Origin of the sequence: Pseudomonas viciae (genome assembly GCF_004786035.1) — a bacterium.
Taxonomy (GTDB): Bacteria; Pseudomonadota; Gammaproteobacteria; order Pseudomonadales; family Pseudomonadaceae; genus Aquipseudomonas; species Aquipseudomonas viciae.
This window is the reverse complement of record NZ_CP035088.1, coordinates 4,028,248-4,041,053: the sequence shown is the minus strand read 5'-3', so window position 1 is coordinate 4,041,053 and position 12,806 is coordinate 4,028,248. Positions and strand designations below refer to the sequence as shown.

Annotated in this window: 10 protein-coding genes; 9 read left to right on the top strand and 1 reads right to left on the bottom strand. The window is 61.0% G+C overall.

Annotated features, from left to right (window positions below; translation table 11 throughout):
• The first annotated feature begins 2 nt into the window (after window positions 1–2).
• The 9 genes from EPZ47_RS17455 (at window position 3) to EPZ47_RS17415 (ending at window position 11,656) form a co-directional block, all read left to right on the top strand.
• Complete coding sequence (locus EPZ47_RS17455) at window positions 3–1,610, top strand: bifunctional 3-(3-hydroxy-phenyl)propionate/3-hydroxycinnamic acid hydroxylase (protein WP_135845948.1); 1,608 nt, start codon at window positions 3–5, stop codon at window positions 1,608–1,610.
• A complete protein-coding gene (locus EPZ47_RS17450) occupies window positions 1,607–2,371 on the top strand; it encodes a 2-keto-4-pentenoate hydratase (RefSeq protein ID WP_135845947.1) in 765 nt (254 codons plus the stop codon). The genes EPZ47_RS17455 and EPZ47_RS17450 overlap by 4 nt, the downstream gene beginning before the upstream one ends.
• Window positions 2,372–2,531: 160 nt before the next feature.
• Complete coding sequence (locus EPZ47_RS17445) at window positions 2,532–3,476, top strand: helix-turn-helix domain-containing protein (protein ID WP_135845946.1); 945 nt, start codon at window positions 2,532–2,534, stop codon at window positions 3,474–3,476.
• Between the two features lie 214 nt (window positions 3,477–3,690).
• A complete protein-coding gene (locus tag EPZ47_RS17440; protein WP_135845945.1) occupies window positions 3,691–4,359 on the top strand; it encodes a GntR family transcriptional regulator in 669 nt (222 codons plus the stop codon).
• A gap of 76 nt (window positions 4,360–4,435) precedes the next feature.
• Entirely contained in the window at window positions 4,436–5,242 is an 807-nt protein-coding gene (locus EPZ47_RS17435; protein WP_135845944.1) for an ABC transporter substrate-binding protein, read from the top strand.
• A gap of 12 nt (window positions 5,243–5,254) precedes the next feature.
• Window positions 5,255–6,031, top strand: coding sequence for an amino acid ABC transporter permease (locus EPZ47_RS17430; RefSeq protein ID WP_135845943.1), 777 nt, complete (start codon window positions 5,255–5,257; stop codon window positions 6,029–6,031).
• 2 nt (window positions 6,032–6,033) lie between these two features.
• Window positions 6,034–6,813, top strand: coding sequence for an amino acid ABC transporter ATP-binding protein (locus EPZ47_RS17425; protein WP_135845942.1), 780 nt, complete (start codon window positions 6,034–6,036; stop codon window positions 6,811–6,813).
• A gap of 61 nt (window positions 6,814–6,874) precedes the next feature.
• Window positions 6,875–8,485: a gamma-glutamyltransferase family protein gene (locus EPZ47_RS17420; RefSeq protein ID WP_135845941.1), complete on the top strand. Its 1,611-nt coding sequence runs from the start codon at window positions 6,875–6,877 to the stop codon at window positions 8,483–8,485.
• Window positions 8,486–8,719: 234 nt separating this feature from the next.
• On the top strand, window positions 8,720–11,656 hold the full coding sequence (locus EPZ47_RS17415; RefSeq protein WP_135845940.1) for a bifunctional diguanylate cyclase/phosphodiesterase: 2,937 nt from the start codon (window positions 8,720–8,722) through the stop codon (window positions 11,654–11,656).
• Between the two features lie 8 nt (window positions 11,657–11,664).
• Here the strand turns inward: EPZ47_RS17415 and EPZ47_RS17410 are convergent, their stop codons facing one another.
• Window positions 11,665–12,777 (bottom strand): alkene reductase, encoded by a 1,113-nt coding sequence (locus EPZ47_RS17410; RefSeq protein ID WP_135845939.1) that lies wholly within the window; start codon window positions 12,775–12,777, stop codon window positions 11,665–11,667.
• Window positions 12,778–12,806: the final 29 nt, after the last annotated feature.

The window sequence follows — 12,806 nt, the reverse complement described above, 5'->3', positions numbered from 1 at the left end:
CGATGAAGCAGGAGAAAACCCAGGTTGTCATTGTGGGTGGCGGCCCGAACGGGATCACGGCTGCTCATTACATGGGGCTGTACGGAATCGACTGCGTCGTCCTTGAGCTGGCTGACGGCGTCCTGCCGTATCCCCGCGCGGTGGGCATGGATGACGAGGCGCTGCGGGTGTTGCAAGGCATCGGCATCGCCGAGCTGGCCGCGCGCGACATGATCTGCAACGTGCCGTTGCGTTACTACAATGCGCGCGGCGTCTGTTTTGCCGAGGTCAAGCCGAGCACGGCTAACTATGGCTGGCCGATGCGCAACATCTTCATGCAACAGTTGCTTGAAACGACGTTGCGCGAGCAACTGGGCAAACACACCAGCGTCCAGTTGCGCCAGGGCCATGAAATGCTCGACCTGGAGCAGGATGCCGAGGGCGTGACCTTGCAGGTGCGCGATGCCGGGGGTGAGCTCTATCAATTGCAGGCGCAGTACGTGATCGGCGCCGATGGCGGACGTTCCAGCGTGCGCAAGAAGCTCGGGATCGAACTGCTGGGGCTGACCCATCCGCGCAAATGGGTGGTCATCGACACAGCCAACGATACCCTGGACGCACCTTATACGGCCTTGCATGCCGATCCTCAGCGCCCCTTCGTCTGCATCTACCTGCCGTATCAGCAACGGCGCTGGGAGTTCATGCTCCTGGAGGGTGAAGACGAGACCAGGATGTGCGAGGAGGCGACGATCCGGGACTTGATCCGTGGGCATATCGGCGATGCGGTCGATCAACTGGAAATCATCCGGATCCGCGCCTACACCCATAACTCCCGGGTCGCGGCGCGCTTTGTCCAGGGCCGGGTGGCACTGGTGGGGGATGCGGCGCATATTTCCCCGCCCTGGGCCGGGCAGGGGCTCAACTCGGGCCTGCGGGATGTCGCCAACGTCACCTGGAAGCTTGCCGCGATTCTCCAAGGACGGGCGTCGCCGGCGATTCTTGCCAGTTACGATCAGGAGCGCCGTGGGCATGCGACCGATCTTATCGCGTTGGCCGACAACATGGGCGCCGTCCTGGGGCTGACCAATCCGCTGATGGCCGGTGTCCGGGACTGGTTGTTCCAGGCCGTCAATAGCGTCGACAACCTTCGCTCGCACTTGCTGGAATTCAAGTTCAAACCCAAGGCGACCATCACCAAAGGCCTGGTGTATCACGAGCGCGCCGAGCTGCATGAGGATGATCTGGTCGGGCAGTTGTTCATCCAGCCGTCTATCGAAGATGCCCAGGGCCAGCGCCGGCGTCTGGACGAGGTGTTGGGGCATTCCTATGCGGTCCTGGGGTATCGGGTCAATCCGAGCGAGCAGCTCAGCGAGCAAACCGCGGCCTGGTGGGCGCGCTGGGACACGCGCTTCATCCAGATCAATCGTTCGCGCAGTGGCGTGGGGCGTAACCAACCCTTGTCTGCCGATGGCGCCATCTGCGTCGAGGACATCGATAACCGCCTGGGCGAGTGGTTTGCCAAGGTGCGAGATTGCATCGTGGTGGTGCGGCCGGATCGATTTGTCGCCGCGATCACCACACCCGAGCGGCTTGAAGGCGTATTGCGCAAACTGGCGGAGCAACTCTCATGAGGCGCGAAGATGATCTGCTGGTCCGGCTTCACGATGCCGCGCAGGCCGTACACGCCTTGCCTTCGTTGGAGCCTCATGCCTTCGACCTATCGGCGGGCTACACCTTGCAGCGCGAGGCATTGCGCCGACGCCTGGTCGCTGGTGAGCGGTTGACCGGATGGAAGGTGGCCTTCGCTGGCCGCGCCGCCCAGGACCGTTTTGGTATTGATGAACCGGTCTTGGGCGGTTTGACCGATGCCATGACTGTGGAGCCCGGCAGTACGCTGGCGTTTGCCCGGCTGATCCAGCCCAAGCTGGAAATCGAGTTGGCGTTTGTCCTGGGACGTACGCTGGTGCCTGGTTTTTACAGCGACGAAGATATCCTGGCCGCCGTGTCAGAGGTCGCGCCGGCGTTCGAAATTGCCGATTGCCGCTGGGAGGGCTGGCGTTTCGGCGTCGGGGCGTTTCTGGCCGACAACGCCGCCGCGGGGCTTTATTGCCTTGGTTCGCGAATCAGGTTTCATCCTGAGCAATTGACCCACGTGACCTATCGCCTGGAATGCGACGGGGTGCCCTGCGGCGAAGGCAATGCCCAGGCGCGCGAGGACACACCCCAGGCAAACCTGTGCTGGCTGGTGCGACGCTTGCTGGCCGACGGGCAATGCGTTGAGGCGGGCCAGGTCGTGCTGTCTGGAGCGTTGCTGCCGCCCATGGCTGTCCAGGCGGGCGAGTACCGGTTGCACATGCTTGGCATGGAACTGGCTTTGGTTTTCCAGCAATAGGCACTGTTCACGTAGGAGCTGTCGAAGGCTGCGATCTTTTGATCTTTCGCTTGAGATTCAAGTGTCTGGGGAAAGATCGCAGCCTCGTTGCACTCGACAGCTCCTACACAGCATCAGGCAGTAAGGGCAGTAAGGGCAGAACCACCGAGGAACGATGATCATGCTCGCCGAAGTCCGTACCTTCAATGATTCCCAGCAACACGCCGGGTCCATCCTGGGCTGGCAACAAGTCTATGACCAACTCGGTCGAGGATGCCTTTCCAGCGAGCTGCGGCAGATTTGCGCCGACCGTTTCCAGATCTTCCAGGAAGTGCTGGATAAGCGTGTGGTGCAGCGCGGCTGCGCGCCAAAAGGGCGCTTGTGCATTGCCATGTCGCTGGGCAGCGGCAGCGCGCCGGTGGTCCAGGGGCATCAGGTGGGTGCCCACAGCGTGGTGTTGCTGCGCGATGGAGAGGACTTTGTCTTGCATGCCCCGGAAGGCACGCACTTCTTCGCGGTCAACGTGGACACCGTTCGATTCGCCAAACTGGCGGCCTACGAACTGTCGAACGAACAGCTCAAGCGTTTGAAAAGCGAGTCCCAGATCAGCGTGGATGAAGCGGTGCTGCTCAGAGTCCAGCAAAGGATTCATCCGTTGTTCCGTCACCTTCTGGAACAAACGGATGCCATCACGCCAGCCTCGGAAAAAATGCTGGAGGAGGTGCTGCTCAACGCCTTCCTCGATCTGTTCAGCCACGCCTCGGACGAGGTGCGTGGCCGTCGCGGAAACGTTGCCGTCAGTGCCTACCTGGTCAAGCGCTGCCAGGAACTGGTCGTAGACAGTGGTGACACACCGCTGAGCATTCTTGATTTGTGCGAGCAATTACGGGTGAGCCGCAGGACCCTGCAAAACAGTTTCCAGGCGGTCACCGGAATGCGTCCGGTCGAGTATCTGCGTAACCTGAGGCTCAATGCCGTGCGGCGGCGCTTGATCACGACCTGTGCAAGCACGCTGAATGTCAGTGAGATCGCCGTCGCCATGGGGTTCTTCCACCTGAGTCACTTCGCGACTCATTACCGAACGCTGTTTGGTGAATCACCTTCGGACACTCCCAGGGCTGGATGATTGGGTGTTACCTGGCTACCGCTGTGCACAGTAATGGTCACCGCCTGAGCCATTTGGTAGCACGTCTACCCAATTAACGCCGGGGCTCTTGCATGCCCCACAGTAAGCCCTTTCCTTTAAATCAATCACTTGCACATCAATCCATGCAGTTGGCATGCATTCTGCTTTTTTGAATTTATGGATAATTGGATACAAAAATTCAGAAGGTGCAGCCATGCAATTCGCTCCGAGTTACGTTGAACGCCCGCCGATGACGGCCGAGGAGGAGGCTTACAACTTCCTGCTGGACGCCATTTGCGGCGGTCGATTCCGCAAGGGTGACCGACTGATCGCCGAGGACATCGCCAGCGAGATCGGCATGAGCCGGATGCCGGTGCGCGAGGCGTTTCGTCGATTGGATGCCCAAGGCCTGGTGACCCTTCGGCCCAATCGCGGGGCCATTGTCAGTGGCCTGGATATCGATGAACTGCACGAAGTCTTCGAGATGCGCAGCGTTCTCGAAGGCCTGGCGATCCGTGTCGCGGTCGCCAGGATAGGCGAGCGCCAATTGGCGGCCCTGGAGCGTCTGCTGGACGAGATGGACGATTACCGTGAGGAAAGCGCCGAGTGGGTCAGCCGGCATCGCGCTTTTCATGAATACCTGTGCAGCCTCAGCGGTCGTCCCCGGTTGCTGAAGCAGATCAGTGCCCTCTATTCCCTGATCGAGGCGCCCATGCGCCTATGGCTGCAGCACGTGGAAAAACCCCTGAGTGCGCGCCAGGAACACGCGGTGATCCTCGACGCAATTCGTACTGGCGACGCCGATAAGGCCGAGGCAGTGGTGCGCGCGCACATCGAAGGCACCGTTCCTGAGTTGATCCAATTTCTGCAATCGAAAAAATAACCAGAGCGGGCCCCGAGCCTGCCGGTGTTTTGACTTTGAGTACTGCCCGTTACTTACTGAACTGGAGTGTCTGGTCATGCATAAGCCTCGCCTGTTGGTTGTCGCCCTATCCTTGGGATTCTGTGCTCAGTGGGCGGTTGCCGCGCCCGTTGTTCCGGAGCGCTTGCTCAAGGTCGATAAACTCGTCTATTGCTCGGGTATGGATTCGCCGCCCCTGGTGTCTTTCGATGAAGCACAAAAACCCAGGGGGCTGACCGTCGACCTGGGCCTGGAAATCGCCAAGCGCCTGGGTGACAAGAAGGTCGAGTGGCGGGTCATTCCCTTTTCCGGACTGCTCCCGGCCTTGCTGGCCAAGCAGTGCGACATGATCGTCGATCAGTTGTTTGACAAGCCCGAGCGCCGCGAGGTGATCGATATCGTCAACTACATGTACTCCAGCCAGGCGGTGGTGGTGCCCAAGGGCAATCCTAAGGCCCTCAAGACGCTGCCTGACTTGTCTGGACACAAGGTTGCGGTGCTCAACGGCTCTACGATCAAGACCCTGCTCGACGCCGAGAACGAAACCCTGGCCAAGTCCGGCAAACCGGGGATGAAACTGGTGGTCTACAACACTGACACCGATGCTTTCCAGGCCTTGCGCATCGGCCAGGTCGACGCCTACGGCACCACCGTGGAAACCGCCGGTTATTACGCCGCCATGGCTCCCGACCTGTTCGAAGAAGGGGTTCCAGCCTTCAGTCGGATTCTCACCGGCCTGGGCATTCGCAAGGATGATCCGCAATTGACCGCCGCCGTGCAGCAGGTGATCAGCGACATGCGCAGCGATGGCAGCTACAGCCAACTTCTCGGTAAATGGCATGTCGCCAGTGACACACTCGATTGAGGTGAACCACCGATGAATTTCAATTGGGATGTGTTCTGGCAGTACCTGTTACAGCCCAGCGGGGTCTACCTCACCGGGCTCTGGCTGACCTGCGTGATCAGTGTGCTGGCGATGTTGCTGGGCTGTGCACTGGGGCTGGCGGCGGCGTTGCTGCGGTTGTCGCGCAACCCGTTGCTGAACCTGCCGGTGCGCTTTTACGTGTGGCTGATGCGTGGCACGCCGCTGCTGGTGCAAATCGTCTTTCTCTACACTGCGCTGGCCGCCGGCGGGATTTTCCGCTTCGAAGACATCGACCTGTTTGGCCTGGTGATCCCCGGCAATATCCAGGCGGCGATCATTGCCCTGGGCCTCAACGAAGGCGCTTATATGGCCGAGATCATCCGGGCCGGTATCGGCGCGGTGGACAAAGGCCAATACGAGGCCGGGCGCTCCCTGGGCATGACCTTCGCCAAGCTGATGCGCCGCGTGGTCCTGCCCCAGGCGTTCCGGGTCATCGTTCCGCCGCTGGGTAACGAGTTCAACGTGATGCTCAAGAACACCACGTTGGTCAGCGTGATCGGCGTACAGGAACTGCTGCTCAGCACCCAGATGGTCACGTCGGCCACGTTCCGCGTGTTCGAGCTGTACCTGGTGGTGGCGATCTATTTCCTGTTGCTGACCACGCTGTGGGGCTTTTTCCAGCGCTGGCTGGAAGCCCGTTTCGGCCAATCGGACCGGCCCTCGTCACCACCGCCGGCGTCGACGCGGATGTTCGGTCGCAGCACCCTGAACCTGCTGAGGGCACGTTAACCATGGCGCACAAAAGTGAAGAGCTGATCATCGAAGCCCTGGATGTGCACAAGTCCTTTGGCGAGTTGCAGATCCTCAAGGGCATATCCTTGCAAGTACGGCGTGGCGAAGTGGTGGTGCTGATCGGCGCTTCCGGCTCGGGCAAGACCACCTTTATCCGCTGCATCAATCTGCTGGAAGACATCCAGGGCGGGCGCATCCGCGTCAATGGCCGGGCCATGGGGTATCGCGAGCGGGCCGACGGTAGCCTGGTGCGCGATTCGGAGCGCAACATCGCTCGCCAGCGGCGGGACATCGGCATGGTGTTTCAGCGCTTCAACCTGTTTCCTCACATGACGGCCCTGGAGAACATCATCGAGGCGCCGATCCAGGTGCTCGGGATGCCTCGCGCCGCGGCGCTGGAACAGGCCCGCAACCTGCTGGAGCGGGTCGGTCTGGCGGACAAGGCCAACCACTACCCGTCGATGCTCTCCGGCGGCCAGCAGCAACGGGTGGCGATTGCCCGTGCCCTGGCGATGAAACCCCAGGCCATGTTGTTCGACGAACCCACCAGCGCTCTTGACCCGGAAACCGTTGGCGAGGTGCTGCAAGTGATGAAAGCGTTGGCAGAGGAGGGCATGACCATGGTCGTGGTCACCCATGAAATGGGTTTTGCCCGAGAAGTGGCAGACCGTGTGGTGGTGCTGGATCAAGGCGAACTCATCGAGCAAGGCCCGCCGGAGCAGATTTTCAGTCATCCCACGCACCCTCGAACCCGGGCTTTTCTCAGTCGCGTGTTATGACCTTTGCAAGAGTGTTCCCCTAAGTTCGACCCATGAATCCTTGTGCTGAAGAGCCTTTGCCATGCTGAAATTTTCTGCTCACGAGTACCCTTATCCGTCGCAACGCCAGAGCGTTTTTGCCCGCCGGGGCATGGTCGCCGCTTCCCAGCCCCTGGCGGCTCAGGCGGGCATCGAGATCATGCAAAAAGGCGGCAATGCCATTGATGCCGCCATCGCCACGGCGGCGGCGCTGACGGTAGTCGAACCCACTGGCTGCGGCATCGGCGGCGATGCTTTTGCCTTGGTCTGGTGCAAAGGCCAATTGCACGGCCTCAACGGCAACGGCTATGCACCGGCGACCCTGAGTATCGAGGCGGTCAAGGCGGCCGGCCATGAACAGATGCCGCTCTATGGCTGGACGCCGGTGACTGTCCCGGGTTGCCCATCGGCCTGGGCCGAGTTGTCGCAACGTTTTGGCAAGCTGCCCTTTGCCGTGTTGCTGCAGCCGGCGATCAGCTTGGCGCGGGACGGTTTTGCACTGTCGCCGGTGGTTGCCCATCAATGGCAGATCGCGCTGAACGAGTTCGCGCCCCATCGTGATCAGGTCCTGGATGCCTGGTTCCAAACCTTTCTGATTGACGGTCGCGCGCCACAAGCCGGGGAGATTTTCTGCAACCCGGCCCAGGCCCGCACCCTTGAAGAACTGGCCGCCACCCGCTGCGAAAGCCTGTATCGCGGTGCCCTGGCCGCACGCCTGGATGCCCACTCCCGGGCCAGCGGCGGTTACCTTCGCGCCACGGACCTGCAGGATTATCGCGCCCAATGGGTGGCGCCGATCCACGTCAACTACCGAGGCGTCGATGTCTGGGAAATCCCGCCGAGCGGGCAGGGCCTGGTGGCCTTGATGGCGCTGAAAATACTGGAAGGCTTCAGCTTCGATCACCGCGACAGCCCGCAGACCTGGCATCGCCAGTTGGAGGCCATGAAGTTGGCCTACAGCGATGGCCTGCACTACATCACCGACCCCCTGCACATGCGCGTGGCGGTGGCTGACCTGCTGAGCGCCGAGTACAGCGCTCGCCGTCGCAGCCAGATCAGCGAACAGGCCCTGCCACCCAAGCCTGGCGACCCTCACGCCAGCGGCACGGTGTACCTGGCGACCGCTGACGGGGAAGGCAACATGGTCTCGTTCATCCAGAGCAACTACCACGGATTTGGCTCCGGCGTGGTACTGCCCGACAGCGGCATTGCCTTGCAGAATCGCGGGCAGGAATTCAGCCTCGATTCGAGCCATGCCAATTGCCTGGCCCCGGGCAAGAAGACTTTCCACACCATCATTCCCGGTTTCCTCACCCGCAATGGCCAGGCCCTTGGACCTTTCGGCGTAATGGGCGGCTACATGCAGCCCCAAGGCCATGTGCAGATGGTGATGAACCTGGTGGACTTCGGCCTGAACCCGCAAGCGGCCCTGGACGCTCCGCGTTGGCAATGGCTGGGCGAAATGAAAGTCGGCATCGAGCACGGTGCCTCCCGCGACCTGGCCAATGCCCTGGCGCGGCGAGGTCATGACGTGCGGATCGCCAGCGACCTGACCGATTACGGGCGGGGCCAGATCATCTTGCGCGATCCGGTCAGCGGGGTGCTGTGTGGTGGGACCGAGCCCAGGGCGGATTCGCATATTGCTGTGTGGTGAGGCGATTCGGCTGTCCCAAACACACGTTTCCAGAACACCACTCTCGCAAAGGACTTCCCGGCCTCATCTGAACCTTCCGGCAATACAGCGCTCACTTGTTAAGTCGCCGTGCCAGTGAGCGCTGTCCCATTGCCGATAAGGAATTCGCATGGAAGCTTTACATCAAGGGCTCTCTGGCATATTTCTGGCAGTCGATAAGTAAAATCACGCCATTTATTGGCTCAGGGAGCGCTGATGAGTGTTCGTCCATTGAGCGATTCCCCACCGCAATCGAACAATTACGTTGTCACACCTCACAGCCAAGAACCCCCGGATCCTGTCGGCATGGCATACGCAGGCGACGAAGACACGATTGAGCAATTGTTGGAATCGGCGCGTAACTGGGCCCATACCACCCAATGGGTGGTATATCGCGCCGGTGAGCAGATGCATCTGGTCGGGCAAGGCGATCCTCGGGTGCAATGGCCATCAAGCATTGCCAATACAGAGTTTGAGGCTTTCTGCCGGAGTGGGCAGTTGCACCGTTGGCCGACCGGTAGAGGCGAAAGCGTGCTGGGATGGCTACTGGCGCCAGTCACCGATGCCCAGGAGCCGGCGCTCGCCGAGTTTGCCCGGCGCTTGGGCATTGAGGTTCAGACCAATACCCTTGCCCGTGCCCAGGTCACTCAACGTGTGCTGTACGAGATTACCTACCTGGCCAGTTCAACCCGCGACCGCTCCGTGTTCCTGGTTGGGGTTCACCAGTTGCTCGCGAGCCTGATCGACGCCGAGAACTTCTATCTCGCGTTGTATGACCCGCGCACAGGCAAGATCGACTACCCGTATTACGTCGACATCATCGACGTTGATGCCGTGGAGTCCCAGCATTACGAATACCTTGACCCTGCGCATCTGTCGCTGACCGGCCAGGTGTTGACCACGGGCCAGCCGTTGCTGATCGACGCTGCCGGCATTTGCGAGGCTCAGGCCGAGGGCCGTTTCTACTGCGTGGGTGATCGTCCCGAGTTCTGGATGGGGGCGCCGTTGAAAAATGCCTCGGATGAGGTATTTGGCATGCTTGCCATGCAGGTCTACGACGTTGCGCGTACCTACAGCGCTGAGGACCGCGCGCTGTTTCTGGTGGTTGCCCGTCACGTGGCCATGGCCCTGGACCGGATTCTGAACCGAGAGGGCATGGAGGAGACGGTGATGCGTCGTACGCTGGAGCTTTCGGTACTCAACGACGCATTGCGCCAGGAAGTGGCAGACCGAGAGCGCGCCGAACATTTGCAGAGCGCGCTGTTCCAGATTGCAGAGCTGTCGAGCCAGCCCGGGGACATGGCTGAGCTATTTCAAACCTTGCATGGCATCGTCGGTGATCTGCTGTTCGCGCAGAACTTCTACATCGCGCTGTTCGACGACGCGATCGGTGAAGTGACCTTTCCGTACTATGTCGATGAGCGGAAAACGACCCTCCCGGCGGCACGACGTGGGTGCCGGGGCTTGACCGAGTACGTTATCCGCCAGCGTCGCCCTTGCCTGATTGATCCCTTCGATGCTGATCGGTTGTCTGCGCAAGGTGAACTCGAAGTCACCTACGAGTCGGTCCGATTTCATTCCTGGCTGGGCATCCCGTTGTTCGATGGCGATGTCGTGCGTGGCGTGCTGGCGGTGCAAAGCTATACCTCGCAGGTGGGCTACACCCTGCGCGACCAGGAGCTGCTGACGTTCGTGTCCCGGCACATTGACACGGCGTTGTCGCGCCGCACCGCAGCCGAGGCGATCCATGCCGCCAACCTCAAGCTGGAAGCCCGCGTGCAGGACCGCACCCGCGAACTCGATCACGCCAACGCCAAGTTGCAGCACGAAAACGCCCACGATGCGCTGACTGGGCTACCGAATCGTACTTATCTGCAACAGCGCCTCAATCTGGCCTGGTCGCGGTTCGAGAGCGAAGGCGGGCAACTGACGGTGATGTTCATCGACCTCGACCGCTTCAAGAGGGTCAACGACAGCTTCGGCCATCACTTTGGCGACCTGCTGTTGATGCAGGCTGCCCACCGTTTGCGCAGTTGCTTGCGTGACACCGACATGCTGGCGCGCCTGGGGGGCGATGAGTTTTCGGTGCTGGCGCCGGAAGCGACGCTGGAGGTGGCGATCGAAATCGCCGAACGGATCCTGGCGGTGTTCGATTTGCCATTTTTCATCAATGGCCACGAAATTTTTTCCTCCTGCAGCATCGGTATTGTCAGCGCCGACCGTCAGTTCCATCACGAGCCCGCCGACTTGCTGCGCGATGCCGATGTGGCGATGTATCGGGTTAAAAGTGCCGGGCGCGACAGCTACGGGGTGTTCAACCAGGAAGTGCGTCGGCAAGTCTCCGATCAGGTCGAGCGTGAAGGGGCGTTGCGCAATGCGCTCAAGCGTACCGACGAACTGCTGCCGTATTTCCAGCCGATTGTCAGCGTTGAAAACGGCGAGCTGGTGGCCCTTGAAGCGCTGATTCGCTGGCATCAGCCGGGCGGTCGCATCATCGCGCCGGGCGAGTTTTTGCCGGATGTCGAGGGTTTGCGCCTGATCGGTCGATTGGACCTGTATATGCTCACCCGCATCGCCGTGATCCTCGCACAGCCCGAGCACGCCAATTGGCCGCCGGTGCATGTCAATTGCTCCAGCTACAGCATGACGCGCCCGGACTTCGCCGATGATGTGCTTGCCCTGTTGGCGCGGTACCAGGTCGAGCCGTCGCGGATCTGCCTGGAATTGACCGAAGGCGCGCTGGTGGCCGAGCCTGCTATTGCCCGCTTGACCATGCAGCAATTGGCCGACAACGGTATGTCGGTGGTGCTCGATGACTTCGGCGCGGGATTTTCATCCCTGAGCTATGTGCATCAATACCGTTTCAGCGGCTTGAAGATCGACAAGTCGTTCATCTTCGAACTGACCAGCAGCCCCCGCAGCCGCGCCATCGTCCGGGCGATCGTGCGGATGGCCGAGTCTCTGGACCTCAGCGTGGTGGCCGAAGGTGTCGAGGATGAAGAAACGCTGCTCTTGTTGCGCGAAATGGGGGCAGGGCAGGCCCAAGGTTATTATTTTGCCAAGCCGATGGGGCTGGACGCCTTGTTGGCGACTTCGCTGCTCGGTCGCCAGGCGCCTGAGGACAGCGCACCGGGCAGACCGAGCCTGGGATAATGTTTGCCTTATGGATGGGCGGGATAGTCGATGTATCCGCGCTGGTCACCGCCAAAGAAGGTACTCGGGTCTGGGGTGTTGAGCGCTAGCCCGTCGCGGATCCGTCGTGGCAAGTCAGGGTTGGCCAGGAAAGGTCTGCCAAAGGCAATGATGTCCGCACGGTTGGCGGCCAGGGCTTGCTCCGCTGTTTGCGGGTCGTAGCCTCCGGCGATCATCAATACGCCGTTCCATTGCGTACGCAACTGACTGATGATCGCGTCCCAGCGCGGATCGAAGTTTTCGTCCTTGACGGTGCCTACCACGGCCGGTTCTACGAGATGCAGGTAGGCCAGGGGCCAGCGGTTCAACGAGCGGACGATGTAGCCGAATGTGGCCTCGGGTGTCGCATCACCCATGCCCATGAAGCGTCCCATGGGCGTCAGCCGTACGCCCACGCGTTCTGCCCCCACCTCATCGGCAACCGCTTCCACGACGTCCAGCAAGAGCCGGGCGCGATTCGCCACGCTACTGCCGTAATTGTCCTCACGCTGGTTACTGTTGCTATTGATGAATTGGTCGAGCAGATAACCGTTGCCGGCGTGAATCTCGACGCCGTCCATGCCGGCTCTCAAGGCATTGCGCGCTGCGCGACTGTAGTCGCTGATGATGTCGGCGATCTCAAATGCTTCCAGGGCGCGGGGCGTGGGTACATCCTCCCAAACGCCGTTGCCCTGATCATCGACAATGAACGTCTTGCCTGGAACGGGCAGTGCGCTGGGGGCAACCGGCAGGGCGTTATCGGGTTGGAAACTGGGGTGAGAAACCCGTCCAACATGCCACAGCTGCATGAATATCCGCCCACCGGCTTCATGCACGTGTGTGCTCACCTGACGCCAGGCATCGACCTGCTCGTCGCTGTAGATACCTGGCGTCCAGGCGTAGCCCTGACCTTGGCGGGAAATCTGCGTGGCTTCGGTAATGATCAGCGCGGCGCTCGCGCGTTGCCGATAATATTCAGCGTTCATGGCGGTTGGCAGGTCGCCCGGCTGCCCGGCCCGGGAGCGCGTCAGGGGCGCCATGGCCATGCGATGAGCAAGTGTGTAGGGGCCAACCTTAATGGGTTCAAGCAGGTGCTGAGTCATGGGTGTTCCTCGTGACGACATGGCAGGGT

Bases quoted from the DNA above. Each gene is read 5' to 3' on its own strand.
- EPZ47_RS17455 (WP_135845948.1), top strand. From the start codon at position 3: ATGAAGCAGGAGAAAACCCAGGTTGTCATTGTGGGTGGCGGCCCGAAC.
- EPZ47_RS17450 (WP_135845947.1), top strand. From the start codon at position 1,607: ATGAGGCGCGAAGATGATCTGCTGGTCCGGCTTCACGATGCCGCGCAG.
- EPZ47_RS17445 (WP_135845946.1), top strand. From the start codon at position 2,532: ATGCTCGCCGAAGTCCGTACCTTCAATGATTCCCAGCAACACGCCGGG.
- EPZ47_RS17440 (WP_135845945.1), top strand. From the start codon at position 3,691: ATGCAATTCGCTCCGAGTTACGTTGAACGCCCGCCGATGACGGCCGAG.
- EPZ47_RS17435 (WP_135845944.1), top strand. From the start codon at position 4,436: ATGCATAAGCCTCGCCTGTTGGTTGTCGCCCTATCCTTGGGATTCTGT.
- EPZ47_RS17430 (WP_135845943.1), top strand. From the start codon at position 5,255: ATGAATTTCAATTGGGATGTGTTCTGGCAGTACCTGTTACAGCCCAGC.
- EPZ47_RS17425 (WP_135845942.1), top strand. From the start codon at position 6,034: ATGGCGCACAAAAGTGAAGAGCTGATCATCGAAGCCCTGGATGTGCAC.
- EPZ47_RS17420 (WP_135845941.1), top strand. From the start codon at position 6,875: ATGCTGAAATTTTCTGCTCACGAGTACCCTTATCCGTCGCAACGCCAG.
- EPZ47_RS17415 (WP_135845940.1), top strand. From the start codon at position 8,720: ATGAGTGTTCGTCCATTGAGCGATTCCCCACCGCAATCGAACAATTAC.
- EPZ47_RS17410 (WP_135845939.1), bottom strand. From the start codon at position 12,777: ATGACTCAGCACCTGCTTGAACCCATTAAGGTTGGCCCCTACACACTT.